The organism is Salinarimonas sp. (genome assembly GCF_040111675.1).
In the GTDB taxonomy this organism is placed as follows: domain Bacteria; phylum Pseudomonadota; class Alphaproteobacteria; order Rhizobiales; family Beijerinckiaceae; genus Salinarimonas.
The window spans coordinates 3,076,375-3,096,301 of sequence record NZ_CP157794.1 but is presented as its reverse complement, the minus strand read 5'-3'; the positions used below and the strand labels follow the sequence as shown (position 1 = coordinate 3,096,301).

At 69.1% G+C, this 19,927-nt stretch carries 14 protein-coding genes and 1 pseudogene; 7 read left to right on the top strand and 8 right to left on the bottom strand.

The window, feature by feature from the left end; genetic code table 11:
• Nucleotides 1–59: 59 nt before the first annotated feature.
• Nucleotides 60–1,145 carry a polyheme membrane-associated cytochrome C gene (locus ABL310_RS14390; RefSeq protein ID WP_349367701.1) on the bottom strand — a complete coding sequence of 362 codons (1,086 nt, stop codon included), beginning with the start codon at nt 1,143–1,145 and terminating at the stop codon, nt 60–62.
• Nucleotides 1,146–1,368: 223 nt separating this feature from the next.
• Between ABL310_RS14390 and ABL310_RS14385 the strand changes: the two genes are divergently transcribed.
• Nucleotides 1,369–1,824, top strand: a complete 456-nt coding sequence (locus tag ABL310_RS14385; RefSeq protein ID WP_349367700.1) for a hypothetical protein — start codon at nt 1,369–1,371, stop codon at nt 1,822–1,824.
• Between the two features lie 66 nt (nt 1,825–1,890).
• Here the strand turns inward: ABL310_RS14385 and ABL310_RS14380 are convergent, their stop codons facing one another.
• Entirely contained in the window at nt 1,891–3,183 is a 1,293-nt protein-coding gene (locus ABL310_RS14380) for a PQQ-dependent sugar dehydrogenase (RefSeq protein WP_349367699.1), read from the bottom strand.
• Nucleotides 3,184–4,275: 1,092 nt separating this feature from the next.
• Here ABL310_RS14380 and ABL310_RS14375 point away from each other — a divergent pair.
• From ABL310_RS14375 to ABL310_RS14365, 3 genes are all read left to right on the top strand, one after another.
• Nucleotides 4,276–4,443, top strand: a complete 168-nt coding sequence (locus ABL310_RS14375) for a DUF1508 domain-containing protein (RefSeq protein WP_349367698.1) — start codon at nt 4,276–4,278, stop codon at nt 4,441–4,443.
• 821 nt (nt 4,444–5,264) lie between these two features.
• Nucleotides 5,265–6,404 (top strand): SIR2 family protein, encoded by a 1,140-nt coding sequence (locus tag ABL310_RS14370; protein WP_349367697.1) that lies wholly within the window; start codon nt 5,265–5,267, stop codon nt 6,402–6,404.
• A complete protein-coding gene (locus tag ABL310_RS14365; RefSeq protein WP_349367696.1) occupies nt 6,401–8,221 on the top strand; it encodes an ATP-binding protein in 1,821 nt (606 codons plus the stop codon). Before ABL310_RS14370 ends, ABL310_RS14365 begins: the two co-directional genes overlap by 4 nt.
• A 10-nt stretch (nt 8,222–8,231) precedes the next feature.
• Here the strand turns inward: ABL310_RS14365 and ABL310_RS24915 are convergent.
• Nucleotides 8,232–8,546, bottom strand: a pseudogene (locus tag ABL310_RS24915) (helix-turn-helix domain-containing protein); the annotation flags it as partial.
• On the opposite strand from ABL310_RS24915, the gene ABL310_RS14360 reads away from it, so the two are divergent.
• Nucleotides 8,545–8,892 (top strand): hypothetical protein, encoded by a 348-nt coding sequence (locus ABL310_RS14360; protein ID WP_349367695.1) that lies wholly within the window; start codon nt 8,545–8,547, stop codon nt 8,890–8,892. The pseudogene ABL310_RS24915 and the gene ABL310_RS14360 overlap by 2 nt on opposite strands.
• Nucleotides 8,893–9,086: 194 nt before the next feature.
• Here the strand turns inward: ABL310_RS14360 and ABL310_RS14355 are convergent, their stop codons facing one another.
• The 5 genes from ABL310_RS14355 to ABL310_RS14335 all read right to left on the bottom strand — a co-directional run bounded on the left by ABL310_RS14355 (nt 9,087) and on the right by ABL310_RS14335 (nt 16,146).
• Nucleotides 9,087–9,509 (bottom strand): carboxymuconolactone decarboxylase family protein, encoded by a 423-nt coding sequence (locus ABL310_RS14355; protein WP_349367694.1) that lies wholly within the window; start codon nt 9,507–9,509, stop codon nt 9,087–9,089.
• A gap of 97 nt (nt 9,510–9,606) precedes the next feature.
• The gene (locus tag ABL310_RS14350; protein WP_349367693.1) at nt 9,607–10,575 is read right to left on the bottom strand and encodes a methyl-accepting chemotaxis protein; all 969 of its coding nucleotides are present in this window, start codon (nt 10,573–10,575) and stop codon (nt 9,607–9,609) included.
• A 127-nt stretch (nt 10,576–10,702) separates the two neighbouring features.
• Complete coding sequence (locus tag ABL310_RS14345; RefSeq protein WP_349367692.1) at nt 10,703–12,517, bottom strand: DUF882 domain-containing protein; 1,815 nt, start codon at nt 12,515–12,517, stop codon at nt 10,703–10,705.
• Nucleotides 12,518–12,766: 249 nt separating this feature from the next.
• On the bottom strand, nt 12,767–14,566 hold the full coding sequence (locus ABL310_RS14340) for a L,D-transpeptidase family protein (protein ID WP_349367691.1): 1,800 nt from the start codon (nt 14,564–14,566) through the stop codon (nt 12,767–12,769).
• Nucleotides 14,567–14,679: 113 nt separating this feature from the next.
• Nucleotides 14,680–16,146, bottom strand: a complete 1,467-nt coding sequence (locus ABL310_RS14335) for a sigma-54 dependent transcriptional regulator (protein WP_349367690.1) — start codon at nt 16,144–16,146, stop codon at nt 14,680–14,682.
• Between the two features lie 198 nt (nt 16,147–16,344).
• On the opposite strand from ABL310_RS14335, the gene ABL310_RS14330 reads away from it, so the two are divergent.
• Nucleotides 16,345–18,216 carry a M3 family oligoendopeptidase gene (locus ABL310_RS14330; protein WP_349367689.1) on the top strand — a complete coding sequence of 624 codons (1,872 nt, stop codon included), beginning with the start codon at nt 16,345–16,347 and terminating at the stop codon, nt 18,214–18,216.
• 312 nt (nt 18,217–18,528) lie between these two features.
• A complete protein-coding gene (locus ABL310_RS14325; protein ID WP_349367688.1) occupies nt 18,529–19,902 on the top strand; it encodes an AarF/ABC1/UbiB kinase family protein in 1,374 nt (457 codons plus the stop codon).
• Nucleotides 19,903–19,927 lie beyond the last annotated feature (25 nt).

Genomic DNA, 19,927 nt, shown 5'->3' with positions numbered 1-19,927 from the left:
CCGAACCCGCACCCTCGCGACGGTAGCCGACGCCCCGACGCCCCGGCAACAGGAACCGTTCAGGGCCTGCGCAGGGTCTGCGTGTCGAGGTCGACCGTCGTCGCGAGATCCTGGACGCTGTCGTGCAGGAGCTGCAGCAGATAGTCCGGATTGTGCACGTAGCCGCCGGGGTCCTTCGCCGCGACCTGGTAATTGTAGGCCGCCTCGAGCAGGCGCGGCGTCCAGCTCTGGTAGCGGTTGGGCATGACGGCCTCCTCCGGGGCGATCGCGCCGTCGCCGTCGGGATCGGCGAAGAAGTAGGGGAAGCGGTCCACGTAGACGATGGGCGTGCCCGCCACCTCCGCGGCATAGGCGCGGATCCCGCGATAGAGGAGCGCGTGCAGGCCGAGGATCTCCGCGCGCACGCCGCCCGAGACGTCGCCGTCGCCGTCGTAGTCCGTCCGGCCGAGCCGGATCGCGCGGATGTCGCTCGCGCCGTCGTGGCAGGTCGCGCACGAGGCGGTGTCGACGCGCGTCGTGTGCGGCGAATGGCACTCGACGCAGGTGCGGACGCCCGGCGCGTGCTCGAAGCGTCCCGCATAGGCGCGATCGGGATAGTGGAAGCCGCCGCGCACCTGCGCGCCGCGGATGACGGCCGCCGCCACGCCGTAATGTACGTTGACGAAGCGCAGGTCCGCGGACACGGCGTCCGCGTCGAGGCCCGCCGTCGCCGCCGCGACCGTGTCGCCGGAGGCGCGCCCCTGATGGCAGACGGTGCAGGTGGCGGAGGCGCCGAGCCCCTCCACGACGACGCCCGACGGGAAGGGCACGGCGTCGAGCGCGTGCGCCTCGCTGACGTGGCAGACGGCGCAGCCCACGGGCGCGTTGATCGCCGCCGGGCCCTCGACCGAGCCGGCCGGGCCGCCGTCGGCGCCGAGATAGTCGAGGAAGCCCGGCTGCGAATGGCAGGCCGCGCAGGTGGCGGGCACCGCGCCGTCCTCGTTCCAGTGCGTGAAGGAGGGCGAATGGTAGTCCGCGTGCGGCGAGGCGAGCCACGCCTCGACGATGGCCGCGAGCTGGTCGAGCTCCGTCGACGCCGCCGGCGGGGACACGAGCGCGACGCCCAGCGTCGCGGCGAGCATGGTGCGGATGATCCTGCGCGGCATGGGGCCTCCGGGCGTGCCTGAATCGCCCGGGCGGCCGTGCCGCCGGCGACGTGCGACACAGTGCGTCGACGGCGCCGCCGCCCGCAAGATCGCGCGGCTCCGGATCTCGCGCCGGCGCCGGCCGGGTGCGCGAAATACCGGGCAAGTCGGGCGACTACGGATCGTCACCCTGAGAACCTGCGTGTATTCTCAGATAAGAATGTATCACCGAAAGGAGCATCCCGTGACAGCACACCCGATTCGCACCCTCGCCGTGGCGCTCGCGCTGGCCGTCGCCCCCGCCGTCGCCCCCGCCGCGCTGGCGCAGGACGCGAAGCCCCCGCTCGTCACGGTGGTGACCGCGGAACACCCGCAGACGCAGCTGATGGCGATGGTCCTGACGATGCAGGCCGTCGAGCAGGGGCACGCGGTCGACATGCTGCTGTGCGGCCCCGCCGGCGACATCGCCCTCGCCGACGCGCCCGACAGCGCCACCGCCGGCCAGCCGCCCCGCGGCGCGAGCCCGCAGGGCCTGATGCAGGCCATCATGCAGGCGGGCGCGACGGTGCGCGTGTGCGCCGTCTACCTGCCCGGGAAGGACCTCGGCCCCGAGGCGCTGCTGGAGGGCGTCGGCGTCGCCCAGCCGCCCGCGCAGGCGGCCGCCATGCTGCGCCCCGACGCGGTCGTCTGGTCGTTCTGACGCCGAGGCGCCCCCGAAACGAGAGGCGCCGCCCCGAAGGGCGGCGCCGTCGTCGTCCGGCCCGGCTCACTGCCCGGGCGTCATCTTGTGGATCATGCCCTCGTCCACCGCGGCGTAGAGGCTGCCGTCCGGCCCCAGCACCACCGAGCGGAAGCGGCCCGCGTCCATGGGCAGCGTCATCTCGGTGACGTCCACCACCGACGTGCCCTCCTCGTCGAGCTCGATCACGTCGATGCGCTGGCCGATCGGCGTGCCGCCGAAGCCGATGCCCATGATGCCGACCACCATGGCGTTCTCCCAGTCGCCCCAGGCCTCGCCCTCGAGGAAGGCGGCCGAGGAGGTGCCCTGGGACCAGCCGTTGTTCTCCCAGATCGGGGGCATCGCGTCCGGATAGGTCTCGAAGTCGGTCATCGGCATGAAGGCGGCGCGCTCGAAGCGGTTCATCCCCTCCATCTGGTTGGGCATGTAGCCGCAATAGCCGTCCGGGCACTCGCCCCGCCCGGCCATCTCGTCCCGCGGGTCCCAGCCGCCGTTGCCGCCGTTGACGAGAACGGTGATCTCGTCCGAATGCCAGGGGCCGTGCTCCGCGATGATGGCGGCGCCCGTCACCGGATGGAAGGCGATGCCCTGCACGTTGCGGTGGCCGTAGGTGTAGGTGCGCGGATCGAAGCCCTCCGGCGGGGAATTGCCCGGCGCGGCCGCGCCGTCGGTGTCGATGCGCAGCACCTTCGAGCCCATCAGGGTGGGGCTCTGCGGGATCTCGGGGTTGTGGTTGTCGCCCGTCGTCACCCACAGGAAACCGTCCGGCCCGAAGCGGATGCGCCCGCCGTTGTGCGCGCCCGGCGCGCCGAACGGGTGGTCCGTCGGCGCCACCTTGTAGGGGATGTCGTCGACGATGTCCGTGCGCTCCGAGACGTCGGTGAAGTCCTCGTTCACGACGAGCCGCATCACCCGGTTCGTCTGCGGGTCGGACATCTCGGAGGCGGAGAACACGTAGATGCGCCGGTTCTCGGCGAAATCCGGGTCCACCGCGACGCCGAGCATCCCGGCCTGGCCCTCGCAGAACAGGTCGTCGGCCATGGAGGCGTAGCCCTGCGCGTCGTCCATGCCGAGGAGCTTGTTCACCGCGCCGTCCGGCATGCGCACGGACAGCCCCTCGCAGATCTCGGTGAAGAACATCGTGCCGTCGTCCAGGAACGCCATGTCCCAGGGGGTCTGGAGATTGTCGAGCACGACCTCGTGCTGCAGGCTCGTCGTGTTCATCCCCGCCTGCGCCAGCGCCGCCGGCGCGGCGGCGAGGAGCGCGGCGAGCGCGGTGGCGGTGGCTGCGGCGGCCGCGGTGTGGCGTCGATGGAGCATGTCGGTCCCTCCCGTTTTCCGTTCGTTGACCTCCCCCGCGAGCGACGCTCCGACGCCCGCCTCGCGGCGAAGACAAGCAAGTAGGGCGCAACTCCGCGGCGGAAACCGGGCGGGACGAAAGGGGAAGGTCGCACGGGGGATTGCGGGGCGGCGCACCGGGGGGAACCCCTCTCCCGAACGGGAGAGGGGCAGGGGTGAGGGCGTCCGGCGTCCCGGACGCGCACGCCGGCGCCGCGTCATCGACGGCGAGCCGAACCGCCCACCGTCCCGCCCTCACCCCCGGCCCCTCTCCCGCACGGGAGAGGGGAGGGTGGGCGGAGGGGCGCCGTCCCGTCCGGCCAGCCTGCCGGCGTGCTCGCTGCGGTCCGAGGGGACCTTTCGGCTTCGCCCTCCTCCACTGCGTTCCGGCCGCTCCGCGGTGACCTCTGCTGCGCGCGCCGGCGCGTGCGGAGGCACGACGGCTCCGGGGGGATGACGGTCGCCCGACCCACCAGGGGGATGGGACCGGAAAGCGAGGGCGCGGCGGCCCGCGACGGCGCCCCACCGCAAACGTTCCTGTTCCCCTGGAGAGTCGGGCGCCGCATTGTTTCCCCGGAGCCACGCTGGCAGGACAAGACGGCGGGGTGCCGAGGGTTGTCATTCCCGGCCGGAGCGCGCTTGCGCGCGGAGGGGAAGGGAACCCAGCGCAGAATGCTGCGCCGAAGGCGCTCCTTCGGCCGCCGACCAGGCGGCTAGTCGCCGCCGACGGCCGCGGCTTCGCCGCGACGAGTCGTGCTCACGTCCCCTTCCCCTGCGCGCCTGACGGCGCTCCGGCCGGGGATGACACGGGGGAGGGGGCGCCGTCCCGTGCGGAAGCACGACGGCTCCGGGGGGATGACGGGCGGCACCAAGACGCCTTGACCAAGCTCAATTGCAACGGACACGCGAGCGAAGGACATCTGCCTGTGGAAAAACCGAGCGTTTGCCTGCCGACTGTTGCGCGAACGGGAGACCTTCTCCCAAGTAGTGAGGCGCGCCGATTCGCGCGCTCCCGGACCCCACAGTGATGGGTCTTCAAGAGTCGGGATAACCACGTAGCAACCCGAGGTGAATATGTACTACAAGGTCTATAAAGACGCAGCGAACGAGTGGCGGTGGACCCTCTACGCTGCAAACTATCGGAAGATCGCCAACTCGGGCGAAGGATACACCAACAAGGCCGACTGCCTCGCGGCGATCGAGCTGGTGAAGAAGTCCGGCTCGGCTCCCATCCAGGAGTGATCCGAGCCGGACTTCGTCAGTGCAGACTTGGGGCGGCAAAAGCCGCCCTCTTTTTTTGCCCAGGAATTGCCCAGGCAAAATGAGGGAAGCACAAACCGAGAAGAGTTGCAAAGATTGCAACCAACTCTGCGCCGTCGGCGAATCGATAGGGGCGATTTCTCTATCGCTTAAGGCGTTGCCGCCGCAGCCTCTTTCGCCGGTCGTCGGCAAACGTCCTCGTCAAGTGAACGAATCGAACAGTGCTGTGGACAGCTGTGGAGTAAGTTGACGCGACAGAGGGTGGAGGCAGGCCTGCCGCCCGGCCGCCGCTGCACCGCCGTCCTGTGCGGCGAGCGTGCCGGCGTGCTCGCTCCGGTCAAGGGCTACGCCCTCCTCCACTGCGTTCCGGCCGCTCCGCGGTGACCTCCGCTGCGCGCGCCGGCCCGTGCAAGGCACGACGGCTCCGGGGGGATGACGGGTGTCCGACCCACCAGGGGGATGGTGGAGGGGAGTGCGCGGCGGCCGATGGCGTGCGCCCTGAAAACCTCCTGTTCCCCTGGAGAGTCGGGCGCCGCCGTGTTCCCCCGGAGCCGTCGTATCGCCGCGAATGGTGAGACACACCTGCCGCGAGCGCTCACATACGAGTTAATGCTCGATTGACAAACTTTTCGAGCATAAGAGATTGTCCATTCTGTCTGAATGAGGTTGATATGGGCTACTGGGACGCGCGAGATGCCTCGAAAGAAAACCTTAGGATGTTTACGGCGCCCAACGCATGGCTCCGGTATGCTGACGAGCGGTCGAGTGAGGATCCGGACCACATCCTCCAGCGGGGGTGTTCGATGGCGCTCGAAGCGGCTCTGTTAAATGCTCTCAACGCTACTAATTTGGTTATGCTGACCGGTGCCGGTTCCTCATTCTGCGTTCGGAATGAAGTTGCAGGTAAGCGAAAAGATATGGCGGCACCAAGCCTAGTAGATTTATGGAAAGTAGCTAAAGATTCGATTGGTGACAAATCATTCAAAAAGGTTCTTGAGATAATTCCTGGAGGCGATCAGCTTAAGGAAAAAGAAATTGAGCTTCTTTTGACGAAATGTAAACTATATCTAGAGTTACATGGGGAGAAAGGGGCCGGTTTTCAAGAAGTGCTAGACTTTGTCTCCTGTGCGGAGCGAGCCATTCTAAGGTCAGTTGATTTCATTGATGAAGAAAGTACATTGACAGCGCATCAGAGTCTTATACGCAAGCTAGGTCGCCGAGGTGCTCGCAAGCATAGGGCAAAAATCTTCACAACCAACTATGATCTTGCTTTTGAATATGCAGCAAGAAAGCAGGTATTTAGTATTATTGATGGGTTCTCAACGGCGGCCCCGCCTGCGTATGATAGGACCAATTTCGATTTAGATTTTGTACGGAGATCGGATGGCGACGAATTTCCTGATTTCATCGAAAATGTCCTGCATCTGTATAAGCTACACGGTTCCGTAGATTGGCGCCGCCGCGGAAGCGAGATATACCGTTCCCGCGAGACTGATGGGGATCCAGTTCTAATCTATCCGAGAAACTCAAAGTTTCAAGAGTCTTTCGAGCCACCTTACCTCGATCTCATGGCATCTTTCCAGACTGCACTCAGAAGGCCAGATACCGCTCTCCTCGTCTCGGGCTTCAGCTTCAGCGACTCGCATATCGCGCACCCTGTTCTTGCCGCTCTGGAAAGCAATTTGAGGTTTCGAATAATAGTGTGCGATGTTTCGTTTGTGCCCTGGGGGAAGCTGGATGATGCTACGATGGAGGTTTTCCACGAAGCGCAAGAAAATGACTTCTTCCATAAAATACTTGCCTTAGCTCAATTGGGAGATCATCGAATTACGCTGATTAATGGCCGATTTGAAGATTTTATCGATGCTATTCCAGATTTGATGGCTCAGACTGAGCGCGAAGAGCTTGCCGGCCGGATCGCGACAATGAAGGTTTTATCATGACACAAAGAACCCTTGTTCGAAGTCTGACCGATCCTGGCTTCTATGTGGGGACTGTGACAGGCGCGACCGCGGGTAGCGCTGTCGTTAATTTGCCGCATGCAGCGGCTCGCACCGAGCGTCGCGGCCTATCTCGCGGTACCGTAGGTGACTTCGTCTTTGTGGATTGCGAGGATGCCCGTATCCTGGGGCGTATCGTGGAGGTTAAGGTCCCCGATCGCGAGCGCCTTGCCCTAGAGCCAAAAATTGGTTCTGCCCCCGATTCCAATCCGATAGGGCTGATACAGCTGCTCGCAACGGTGCGGGTCTCGACGCGAAAATTACGGCGAGGTGTCGCAAGTTTTCCTAAGGTCGGCGACGCAGTATTTCTCGCCGACCCATCGACCGTAAGCCAGTTGTTTCGTTCTGCAACACACGATGACGGCGGCCTCAATTTCATCGTTGGAGAGCTCGATACCGCGTTCGGGTCAGAAATATCTCTCTCGGCGGAGAAACTCTTTGGACGCCACTGTGGGGTACTAGGGGCCACAGGAGGCGGTAAGAGTTGGACCGTAGCCAGTCTCATTGAGCAGGTTGCGGCTGCCGGTGGCCGTGCATTCCTTTTCGACCCGACGGGCGAATTCGGATCTGTAGCGGGCATCAAAAGGCACCTTGCATTTGGAAGGGCGGAGAACGGCGAGACGCTTGTTTACTTTCCGTACACATCGATGACGGAGAGCGATCTGTTCGCTCTGGTCAATCCTTCGGGACAGAGCCAAGGTCCGCGGCTTCGCGATGCGGTCCAGAGCTTAAAATTGGTTTCGGCGATGAGAGGGCAGGAAAGGCCCGGGCTACTTGTAGATAATGGCTTGATTTACAAAAGAGGGCAGCCGAGAAAGCCGTTCTTAGATGCCCTTATCGAATATGGGAAAGAGGTAAATTTATCTGCTTGTCGCTTTGATATTGAGAAGTTGTCTGATCAAATCGCGAATGAATGTGTCCGTACTGGTGCGCCCGGTAAGTGGGGTGGTGATGATCAGCAAATGCTCAGTTACTGCGAGACTATGATAGCGAGAATTCGTACGCAGACAAATTCGGCTGAAATGCAATGTCTTTTTGGACGTGAAGGAGAGCCTCTTGCGAAAATGTTGCGCGAATTTGTTTCGTCACAAGAGAGTGGAGTGATAAGGATCTCTTTTAAACATGTGAGTTTTGAGCATAATACACGCGAATTACTAATGAATATTATCGGAAGATACTTGTTAAATTGTGCTCGTAATAGGGTTATGTCAGACAAGCCGGTGCTGGTTTTTCTTGATGAGGCGCATCAATTCATAGGGAGAATTATCGGTGATACATATGGAAACGTCTCCCTGGACGCGTTCGGCTTGATCGCCAAAGAGGGGCGGAAGTACGGCCTCAACGTCATCCTCGCGACCCAAAGACCTCGAGATATTCCAGCCGACGTTCTTAGTCAGCTCGGCACGCTAATCGTGCATCGCCTGACCAACGAGGGTGATCGTTCAATAGTTGAGAAGGCGTGCGGAGATCTTGACCGAGAGGCTGCACGCTTCATTCCAACTTTGGGCCCGGGAGAAGCGATCATCATTGGGCCGGATGTTCCAGCCCCGTTGCCGGTGAAAATACGGGAACCTTCAAAGCCACCTCAGTCGGATGGGCCGCGTTTTGCGCGGCACTGGGGTGTCCTCACCCCACCACAATCATCACAGCCCGCTCCACCTCCGCCAGCTTCTCATCTTCCACGCGAGACACCCGAGATATCATTCTCTCCAGACGACGTGCCCGCTCCCCCGCCGGCGTCACCGGAGGCGTCGGGCTGAAGAGCATCGTGGGCTCGAGGTCGAAGGCGGCGGCGATGCGTTCGGCTCGGTTGAAGGAGGGGGCGGTCTTGCCGCGCTCGATCTTGCTGACCCCGTTGGCGGACAGGCCGACGCGCTCGCCGAGCTGGGCTTGCGACCAGCCGCGCGCCTTGCGCACCGCGCGCACGTTCGCGCCGAAGATCTGCTTGAGTCGCAACGCATTGCCCTCCGGGGGCGAAGCTGCGCAACGACCGGGCTTGGCGGAAGAGACGGAAAGCTGTAAGAAGGGGCGGATTGGAGCTTTCAGGGCGAATGTCCGTCGCCCGCCGACCCGGGAGCCCCCCATGCCCACCCTCCTCGCCGCCCTCGACCTCGCCGCCACCCTCACCACCATCGCGGTCCTCGTCGTCCTCCTCGCCCCGCTGCCGTGGCTCCTCGCGTGGTATCGGCCCTCGCGCGTCAGGGCGCGGCGGCTATCCAGCATGCGCCATGTGGTGGGGCGGGCCGTGCGGGCCGAGCGGGCGTGGGAGCGCTACTGGGCCGAGCGGGCGGGCTCGGCCGTGGCGCCGCCGCCGCGGCCCGGCGGCGGGGTCTATGGCGACGGCCGGCCCCTCGACATCCGCGCCATCGCCGTCCAGGCGCTCGCCGACGACGCGGAGCGCCGGCGTCGCCGCGCCGCGCGGGCGGGGTAGGGGGCGTCCTTCCCTGTAGGGGAAGGTGGATCGGCGCCGCAGGCGACGAGACGGATGGGGCGCGGCGCGGCAGCGACGCGTTCGGCGAAGCCGAAGCGCACCGGCAGGAGCGGACGCCGCCGGGCTTCCGCTCCGCGGAACGCGCCTGCGGCGCGCCCCATCCGTCACCGCGCTTCGCGCGGCGCCACCTTCCCCTACAGGGAAGGAGGGGGCAGGAACGCCTCGTCCACCGGCACCCTCAGCCCGTTGGCGAGACGGTTGGTCTCGTTGGCCTTGGCGGCGACGGCGAGCGCCTCGAGGATCATGGCGTCGTCGGCGCCCTTGGCGCGGGCGGCGGCGGTGTGGCTGTAGGTGCAGTATTCGCACCCGTTGGTGGCGGAGACGGCGAGGTAGATCAGCTCCTTCGTCAGCGGGTCGAGGGCGCCGGGCGCCATCACCGCCTTCACCCCCTCCCAGGTCCGCCGCAGCAGCTCGGGATCGTGCGCCAGCGCCCGCCAGAAATTGTTGACGAAATCGGACTTGCGGGTGGCGCGGATGTCGTCGAACACCGCGCGCGCCGCGGGCGCGGCGTCCGCGTCGGAGACGAGGGGGAGGAGCGGGGGCAGGGCGCTGGACATGGGTGTGGCCTCTCGGGTGGGATTCGCGAGAGGCCATGATGGACGCCGCCGGGGGAGCGACGGAAGAGGGCGCGCGGGGGGCGCCCCTTCCCCGCCCTCAGGCCGCGCGCAGGCGGCGGACGAAATCGCCGACCCGGGCGGCGAGGGCGTCGGCCTGGGCGCGCATGCGGCTCGCGGCCTCGCGGGCCTCCACCGCCGCGCCGCCCGCCTCGCCCGCCGCGGCGGACATGGCGGCGACGTTCTCGGCGACGGCGTCGGTGCCGGAGGCGGCGGAGGCGACCTTGTGGGCGATCTCGCCGGTGGCGCCGGCCTGCTGGTCGACGGCGGCTGCGATGGCCGCGGAGATCGTGTCGATCTCGCGCACCACCACGCCGATCTCGCCGACCGCGCCGACGGCGCGGGACGTCGTCTCCTGGATGGCGGCGATCTGGGCCGAGATTTCCTCGGTGGCCTTGGCCGTCTGGTCGGCGAGGGACTTCACCTCCGCCGCCACCACCGCGAAGCCCTTGCCGGCGGCGCCGGCGCGGGCGGCCTCGATGGTGGCGTTGAGCGCGAGCAGGTTCGTCTGCTCCGCGATCTCGGCGATGAGGCGCGTCACGCCCTCGATGCGCGTCGCCGCCTGGCTGAGCTCGGAGACGGTCTCGCCCGTGCGCTCCGCCGTGCGCGAGGCCTCCGAGGAGACCGCCGCGGCGCGCCGCACTTGGCCCGTGACCTCGGCGAGCGAGGCGGCGAGCTCCTCGGTGGCGGCGGCGACGCTCGCCATGACGGCGCGGCTCTCCTCGGTGCCCTCCGCCGCCGAGGCGGAGCGGGCGGCGGTGACCTCCACCGAGGAGGCGAGCGCCCCGCTCGCGCTCTCGGATTGCTGGGCGGCCTCCGCCAGGGCCGCCGCGGCGCGGTCGACGGCCTCCTCCAGCGTCCCGGCGATCTCGTCGAGGCTCGCGCGGCGGCGCGCGTCGGCGTCGGCGCGCTCGGCCTCCTGCGCCGCGCGCAGGCGCTCCATCTCGATGGCGTTGGTCTTGAACACGTCGAGCGCGCCGGCGAGCCGGCCGATCTCGAGATTAAGCAACGCTTATTCAACTTAGCGGACATTCACCGCATCGCAAGTTGTGAAGAATCGCGGAGCCGAGTCGTGGTCGCGCGGGGGCTCGCGCCGGCCGATGGCCTGCGCGATGCGTGGACCTCGGTGGTGGATCTCAGTCGACCGTCGCGAGGCGACGCACGGCCGGGCCGGCGCGGAAGCCGTTGGCGGGGAGAGCGGCGCCGTCGCGGCTGAAGCCCAGCGCGACGCCCGCGGCGGGGATGGCGACGAGGCCTGTCGGCCCACCCGCCCGCACGCTCGCCGACGCGACGCGCACGGCCGGGGCCGGGGCCGCCACGGGGGCGAGGCTGCGCGCGGCGAAGAGGGCGCGCAGCGCGTCGCGCTCGGTCTCCGGCAGGGCGGGGGCGGCGCTGCGCTGGCGCCGCTCGGCGCTCGCCGTGGTGGCCGGCGTCGGCGGCGCGCCGTTGCGCAGGCCGAGCGCGCTGGCGACGGCGGCGAAGGGCGCCTCGGCGGACGCGGTGCGGACCGGGGGCGTCGGCGCGAAGGCGGCGGCGACGGCCGGCGCCTGCGCCGAAGCGGGCGGAACCGCAGCGGCGGCGACGACGGAGGGCGCGCGGTCGAAGCGCGGCGGCGGAACCGGGGCGAGCGCGACCTGCACGGGCGCGGCCTCGGCCGGCGCCGTCTCGCCGCCGACCGGGCGGCCGTCGGGGCCGGCGGTCCAGACGAGGCGCGGACCGTCCTCGCGCGCCGGCAGCTGCGCCACGGTCCCGGCGCCGCCGAACTCGGCCGGTCGCGGAGCGGGGAGGGCGGCGACGACGGTCGTCTGCTCGCTCGCGGGCGTGAACGAGGCCTCGGTCGCCGTCTCCGCGGCAGCCTCGGCGAGGGCGGCGATGGCGCTGCGCTCGCCCTGCGACGGCGCGGGCGCGTCGGCCGGGCGTGCCGGCGGCAGCGGCGCGGGCGTGGCGGCGGCGATGGCGACGGGCGGCGTCGGAGCGGCCGCGGGCGCCGACGTGGGCGCCGGTGCGGCGGCGACGGCCCGCGGCGCCGGCTCGGGCTGCGCGACCGGAGCGGGGGCGGGAGCGCTCGGCTGATGGAGCAGCGCATAGCGCTGGTCGATCTCGGAGACGTTGGTCGGAAGCGCGGCGTAGGCCTCGTCGGCGTTCGCCTCGCCCTCGTCGTCGCCGAACAGCGCGCTCCACAGGCTGCGCGTGCCGCCGGTGCGGAGCCCGGCGACCTGCCGACCCGCCTCGCCGGCGACGACGCCGCCCGCCGCGAGGATCTCGCGACGGGCCTGGTCGTAGCGGGCGAGCGGACGGTTGTCGGAGGGCAGGTGCACCGTCTTCCCGTCCGGGAACAGGTTCGAGAGCTGCGAGCGCGTCATGCGCGGCCAGTGCCGCACGGAGCCGACGTCGATGTGGACGAAGGGCGTGTTGGCGCGCGGGTAAAAGCCCACGCCGCCGCGCTGCAGGCGCATGCCGATCTCGCGCAGGCGGGAGGCCGAGACGTCGGGCAGGTAGAAGTCGGTCGCCTTGCCCTCGATGTGCTGGCTCGAGCGCGCCACGCCGCGGGAGCGCTGGCGCAGCATCTCGTTGGTGCGCGGCGAGCGATAGGCGGAGACCACGTGCAGCGGCTGGCTGGAGCGCGCCGAGCGGTGCACCTCCCACAGCGTGTCGTAGAGGCGCGGATCCATCTCGCGCGCCTCGTCGCGCCGCCAGTCGCGCATGATCCAGTTGAGCTGCTTCAACGCGTCCCGGTCGTAGCGCCCGTTGCGGCGGAAGGTGACCGTCAGCCGCTCGCCGGTATGCATCTGCCGGACGGAAAGGGTGCGGGTGTCGCCGTTGGCGATGGCGTCCTGGGTTCCCTGGGTGCCCGCGACGAGCGTGCCGAGGGCGACGAGCGCGCAGGCGAGACCCTGAAAAAGGCCCTTGGACAGGCGCTTGCGGAGCCGGATGGGGCGCTGAACGGTCAAGAGCGTCTCGTCTCTCTGGTTCGGCGGCTCGGGGAAACCGCGTGTGGCTGTCGGGAGATGCGTCGGGCGGGGGCGCGTCGTCCAGATGTTTCGAGCAAAGCCGTTAACGGCTCGTGAACCAAGCCAGCGAGGTGGCCCGGTCCGGGAAAGCCAGTACGCCGGCTAGGCGTGGATTGCGGCGGCGATGCGGCAGAGTGGTGGCGCCGCCCTCTTTCCACCACGCCCGTGTCCTCACGGCCACATCGCCGGTCACGGATCGAGCCCGAGCGCCTCCCTGGTGAGCGTGTCGAAGCCGTAGATGTCCTCGTGCGGCACGATCCGGCCGGTCTCGTCGGCCTCGAGCGTGAAATAGGCGAGGTGCACCGGCACCGGCTCGTCGAGATGCACGTAGCGCTCGCGCGGGCCGATCAGGGCGCGCAACCGCGCCTCCGGCCAGCCCTGCTCCGCGAGCAGGAAGTCGGCGAGCTCGAAGGGGTCCTCCACGCGCACGCAACCGTAGGAATAGGCGCGGCGCAGCGTGTTGAACAACCCGCGGCTCGGCGTGTCGTGCAGGTAGACGTGGTGACCGTTGGGGAACATGAACTTGATGTGCCCCAGCGCGTTGCGCGGGCCCGGCGGCTGGCGAACCGTGATGTTGCCGCCGTTCTGGATCACGTCGAAGCCGCGGGCGGCGGCGTAGTTCGGGTCGGCGCGCAGGCCCGGCAGGAACTCCTTGCGCATGATGGTCGGCGGCACCGTCCATGTCGGCGAGACGACGACGTATTCCATCACGTCGGAGAAGATCGGCGTCTCCTGCCCGGGCTTGCCGACGATGACGCGCGCCTCGTGCACGGTCTCGCCGTCGTCGAGGAGCTCCATCCGGTAGGCGGGGACGTTGACGAACACGGCGCGCGCGCCGAGCTCCTGCGGGAGCCAGCGCCAGCGCTCCATGTTGGCGATCAGGTCGCCCTCGCGCCGCGCCGGATCGACGGAGGCGAGCGCCGCGATGGTCTGGTTGCCGACGATGCCGTCCACCGCGAGGCCGTGCTCGCGCTGGAAGTCCTCCACCGCCCCGGCGAGGGCGACGTCGTAGACCCGCGCGTCGTCGGCCTCGGGCGGCTCCATGCCGAAGCGGGCGCGCAGCAGCGGCACGCGCTCGTCGCGCATGCCGACCTTCAGCACGCGGCCCGGAGGCACGCGCACCATCGGCTCCGGCGTCTGGCCCGCCGCGCGCAGCGCCGCGAGCGCGTCGCGCAGATCCGCGTAGCCCGCGTGACGCGGCTGGTAGCCGGCGAGCCGGGCTGCCGGATCGTCGGCCGTCGCGAGGGTGGCGAGCACGGCGTCGGCGGCGGGGACGTCGAGGGTCGGCGTGATCAGCGCGTGCAGGCGGGAGGGCTGGAGGCGCCCGCCGCGGGCGTGCTGGGCGTAGCGCACGAGCGCCGCGGAGAGGCCGATCTCGGCCTGCGCCACGGCGGCTGCGTCGATCTCGGGGCCGGCCGGCAGGGCGGGCACGGGATAGGCGGCGGGATCGAGGCCCTCCGCGGCCGCGTCCCGCAGGATCGCGACGAGCGCGCGGGCGGCGTCCGTCCAGGCGACCGCGCCGTTGGAGAGGTCGAGCCAGAGCGGCGCGTTCTCCCGCGCGGCGTAGAAGGCCTGGAAGGCCGCGAGATCCTCCGCGCCGTGGCGCAGGGCGAGATCGTCGGCGGCGAGCCCGGCGAGACGGCCCGCCAGCATCGGGCCGACGAGCGCCTCCGCGCCGATCGTGCGCGGTAGGGGGATCTCGGGAATCGAGCCCGTCTCCGGCACGTACCGCCGGTATTCCGGCATCGCGTCGAGCGGAGAGATCCGCTCGCCGTCCGGCGCGGGCGCGGGGACGACCGCCGCCGGGCGCAGGCCGAGCTCGGCCTCGCTCGCCATCGCCGGCGGCGCGGCGGCGTCGAGCGCGGCGAGGCGCTCCGCCCCGTCGACGGGCGACGCGGCGAGGGCGGGCGCACCGGCCACGAGCGCGAGCAGCGCGCAGGCGTGAGCGGCGCGGCGGAGGCGGGCGAGCGGGATGGGCTGCGACGTCATGGGAGGAGCTTGCCCTTGTTAACATTTGTTCTCAATCGCCACGGGGCGGGCGGGAGCATTTTCCTCGCCCGTGTTGCGCCCGCGCCGCAAGATGCACCGCTTCGGGACGCGCCTCAGGCGGCCTCGTCCTCGAGGCCGTATTCCTTGAGCTTGCGGTAGAGCGTCGAGCGCCCGATGCCCAACCGGCGCGAGACCTCGGACATGTGCCCGCGATAGTGCTTGAGCGCGAAGCGGATGATCTCGCCCTCGAGCTCCTCCAGCGTGCGGGCCTGGCCCTCCTCGTCGACGAGGGAGAGGGCGTTCGGGTCCTTCACCTCCACGCGCACCACCTCGCGGACGGGCGCGTGCGCCGTGCCGGTCTCGGCGAAGACCGGGGCCGGGGGGATGCGCACGTCGTAGCCGTCCATCTGGGCGGCGATCTGCGGGAACTCGTCGACGCCGAGCTGGTCGCCGTCGCAGAGCACCACCGCGCGGAAGATGGCGTTCTCGAGCTGGCGCACGTTGCCCGGCCAGTCGTAGCGCGCGAGCAGGTCCATCGCGGCGGGCGAGACGCCGCGCACGCGCTTGCCTTCCTCCGCCGCCGTGCGCGCCACGAAGGAGCGCACGAGGTCGGGGATGTCCTCGCGGCGCGCGCGCAGCGGCGGCAGGGTCATCGGGAAGACGTTGAGGCGGTAGTACAGGTCCTCGCGGAACTTGCCCTGCTTGACGAGGTCGAGCAGGCTCTTGTTCGTCGCCGAGACCAGCCGGATGTCGACGCGCACGGAGCGCTTGCCGCCGACGGGGTCGACCTCGCCCTCCTGGATGGCGCGAAGCAGCTTCACCTGCGCGTCGAGGGGCAATTCGCCGATCTCGTCGAGGAACAGCGTGCCGCCGTTCGCCTCGACGAACTTGCCGACATGGCGGTCGGTCGCGCCGGTGAAGGCGCCCTTCTCGTGGCCGAACAGGGTCGATTCGACGAGGCTGTCGGGAATCGCGCCGCAATTCACCGTGACGAACGGCTTGCCGCGCCGGTCGCCCGAGCCCTGGATGGCGCGGGCGAGCACCTCCTTGCCGACGCCCGATTCGCCCTCGATCAGGACCGGGATGTTCGACTTGGCGGCGCGTTCCGCGAGGCGGATCACGCGCAGCATGTCGGGCGAGCGCGAGGCGAGGTCCTTGAAGGTGAGCGTGCCCTCGGCCCGGCGCTTCATGCGCCGGATCTCGTCTTCCAGCTGGTCGACCCGCATGGCGTTGGCGAGAGACACCTGCAGGCGCTCGGCGCCCACGGGCTTCACCACGAAGTCGAGCGCGCCCGCGCGCATGGCCTGCACCACGGTCTCGATCGAGCCGTGGCCGGTCTGCACGATCACGGGCGTGTCGAGACCCGCCTCGCGCATCTTCGCGAGCAGCCCCATGCCGTCGAGGTCCGGCATGACGAGGTCGAGCACGACGGCCGCGATCTCCGGATCGCCCTCGAGCGCGGCGTGCGCCTCCGCCCCGCTCTCGGCGACGCGGGCCTCGTAGCCGAATCGGCGCACCATTGCCTCGAGCAGGCGGCGCTGTACGGGATCGTCGTCCACGATCAGGATCGTCGAGGTCATTCTGGCATCCGGCGTGCGGGGGATGTGTCGTTTCGGGTCAGACTGGACGGATCCGGTGAACGGGGTGTTAACGGGGGACGACGCGGCTGTGGACGAGGCCCGCGGCCCATGCGGCGCGCCGCCCGGTTGCGCGTTTCGTCCGCGCGGCCAAAATGGCCGTCCCGTTTCGATCGTGCCCCCATGAAGGATAGACATCGTATGAGAAGCGCTTCCTCCGCCCTGTCCGTCGCCATCCTCCGCGCCACGAAAGGCGGCGCGAAGGGCGCCTCCGCCGGGCAGGCGGCCGATCTCGGGCGGCTGCCCGAATGGAACCTCGCCGATCTCTATCCCGGCATGGACGCGCCCGAGGTCTCCGCCGACCTCGCGAAGGCGCAAGGAGAGTGCGCCGCCTTCGCCGAAGCCTATCGCGGCAAGCTCGCCGAGATCGCGGCGGGGGAGGGCGCCGCGCAGGCGCTCCACGACGTCATCGTGCGCTACGAGGCGATCGAGGACCTGATCGGGCGGCTGATGTCCTATGCCGGGCTCGTCTATTCCGGGGACACCACCGACCCGAAGCGGGCCAAGTTCTACGGCGACACGCAGGAGCGCCTCACCGACGCCACCTCGCGGCTCCTGTTCTTCACCCTCGAGCTCAACCGCCTCGACGACGCCCGGGTCGACGCGCTGGTCGCGCAGGCGCCGCTGTCGCGCTACCGGCCCTGGATCGAGGACCTGCGCAAGGACAAGCCCTTCCAGCTCGAGGACCGGATCGAGGAGCTCTTCCACGAGAAGGCGACCACCGGGCGCGCCGCCTGGAACCGGCTGTTCGACGAGACGATCGCCTCCCTGCGCTTCACCGTGCGCGGCGAGGAGCTCGCCATCGAGCCGACGCTCAACAAGCTCCAGGACCCGGACGAGACCGTGCGCCGCGACGCGGCGATGGCGCTCTCGGAGACCTTCCGCGAGAACCTGCGCACCTTCACGCTGATCACCAACACGCTCGCCAAGGACAAGGAGATCTCGGACCGCTGGCGCGGCTTCGGGGACGTCGCCGATTCGCGCCATCTGGCGAACCGGGTCGAGCGCGAGGTGGTGGAGGCCATGGTCTCGGCCGTGCGCGAGGCCTATCCGCTTCTGTCGCACCGCTACTACACGCTCAAGGCGAAGTGGTTCGGCAGGAAGACGCTCGAGTTCTGGGACCGCAACGCGCCCCTGCCGAAGGTCGAGCAGCGCACCATTCGCTGGGAGGACGCCCGCACGACCGTGCTCGACGCCTATGCCGGCTTCTCGCCGAAGATGGCGGACATCGCGCGGCGCTTCTTCGACGAGCGCTGGATCGACGCGCCGACCCGCGCGGGCAAGGCGCCGGGCGCCTTCGCGCATCCCACCGTGCCCTCGGCGCACCCCTACATCCTGCTCAACTACCAGGGCAAGCCGCGGGACGTGATGACGCTGGCCCACGAGCTCGGCCACGGCGTCCACCAGGTGCTCGCCGCCCCCCAGGGCGCGCTGATGGCGCCGACCCCGCTCACCCTCGCCGAGACGGCGAGCGTCTTCGGCGAGATGCTCACCTTCCGCCGCCTGCTCGACCAGACGCGCGAGCCCGCCCAGCGCAAGGCCATGCTCGCCGCCAAGGTCGAGGACATGATCAACACGGTGGTGCGCCAGATCGCGTTCTATTCCTTCGAGCGCAAGGTCCACCTCGCGCGACGCGAGGGCGAATTGACGAGCGAGGACCTCAACGCCGCCTGGATGTCGGTGCAGGCCGAATCGCTCGGGCCGGCGATCCGCATCTCCGAGCCCTACGAGACCTTCTGGACCTACATCCCCCACTTCATCCACTCGCCCTTCTACGTCTACGCCTACGCCTTCGGCGACTGCCTGGTGAACTCCCTCTACGGCGTCTATCGCAACGCCGAGGAGGGCTTCGTCGAGCGCTATTTCGAGATGCTCGCCGCCGGCGGCACCAAGCACCATTCCGAGCTCCTCGCCCCCTTCGGGCTCGACGCCTCGGAGCCGGATTTCTGGAAGGTGGGGCTGTCGGTGATCGAGGGGCTGATCTCGGAATTGGAGGCGATGGAGGAGGGGTGATCTGGGGGGAGGGGCGCTGACGACGCGCGCGCCGCCGCCATCTCCCGGCAGGGGAGGTGGGCCGGGGAGCGGCCCCGGAGGGGATAGGGACGGACGCCATCGAACGCGCCACGCGCGACGGAACTCCCCTCTCTCTCGTGGAGAGGGGAGACCGTCGCGCCCCGGCGCCGGCCGCCCGGCGTGGATGCGCGACGGGCGCACGTCGGTCACCGCGCCCCCTGCGGCGCTCGGCCTCTCCCGGCGGAGGTGGCGCGGGCGCGCGCGCGCCATACATCTCCTCTCATGGAAGACCGCAAGGACACGCGCCCGCCCATGAGCGATCCCGAAGACCGCGACCGCGAAGGCAACAGATTCTCCGCCCGCGCCGCGCGCTATGCGCGGGTGGGCGCCAACATGGGCGGCGTCGCCGCGCGGATGGCGGGGTCGCGCGTGTTCGGGCGCGAGGATACGGCGAACGCCGCCGCGCTCGCGCAGGCTCTGGGCGGGCTCAAGGGCCCGATCATGAAGGTGGCGCAGCTCCTCGCCACCATTCCCGACGTGGTGCCGCCGGAATACGCCGCCGAGCTGCAAAAGCTCCAGGCCGAGGCGCCCCCCATGGGCGCGGCCTTCGTCAAGCGGCGTATGCAGGCCGAGCTCGGCCAGGGCTGGCGCGCGCGCTTCGGCGAGTTCGACCTGAAGCCGGCCGCGGCGGCCTCCCTCGGCCAGGTCCACAAGGCGACGACGCTCGAGGGCGCGCCCGTCGCCTGCAAGCTGCAATATCCGGACATGCAATCCGCCGTGGAGGCGGACCTGCGCCAGCTCGACTTCGCCTTCGCGCTCCACCGGCGCATGGACCCGGCCATCGACACCCGCGAGATCAAGGCCGAGATCGCCGAGCGCGTGCGCGAGGAGCTGGACTATCGCCGCGAGGCGAAGCACGCCAAGCTCTACGCCGCCGTCCTGGGCGGCGTCGACGAGGTGCGCGTGCCCGAGGTGGTCGCCGACCTCTCCACCAAGCGGCTGCTGACGCTGAGCTGGCTCGAGGGCCGCAAGATCCTCGAATACAAGGAGCGCGAGGTCGAGATCCGCAACCGGCTGGCCATCTCGATGTTCAAGGCCTGGTGGCACCCGTTCTCGTCGGCGGCGATGATCCACGGCGATCCGCATCTGGGCAACTACACCGTCTTCGAGGAGGACGGCGAGCCGGGCGGCATCAACCTGCTGGACTACGGCTGCGTGCGCATCTTCCACCCGAAATTCGTCGGCGGGGTGGTGGATCTCTATCGCGGCCTGCAGGAGGACGACCGCGCCCGGATGGTCCACGCCTACGAGACCTGGGGCTTCAAGAATCTCAATTCCGAGTTGATCGACATCCTCAACATCTGGGCGCGCTTCATCTACGGCCCGCTGCTCGAGGACCGCACGCGCACCATCGCCGACGGCGTCTCGCCGGGCGCCTACGGCCGGCGCGAGGCCTTCGAGGTGCACAAGGCGCTCAAGGAGAAGGGCCCGGTGACTGTGCCGCGCGAGTTCGTGTTCATGGACCGCGCCGCCATCGGGCTCGGCGCCGTGTACCTCCACCTGCGCTCGGAGCTGAACTATCACCGCCTGTTCGAGGCGGAGATCGCGCGCTTCGACCTCGACGCGCTCGCCGCGCGCCAGCGCGAGGCGCTCGAATCGGCCGGCCTGGAGCCTCCCGCCGGGTGAGCGGAAACGGCGGCCATTTGCCCCT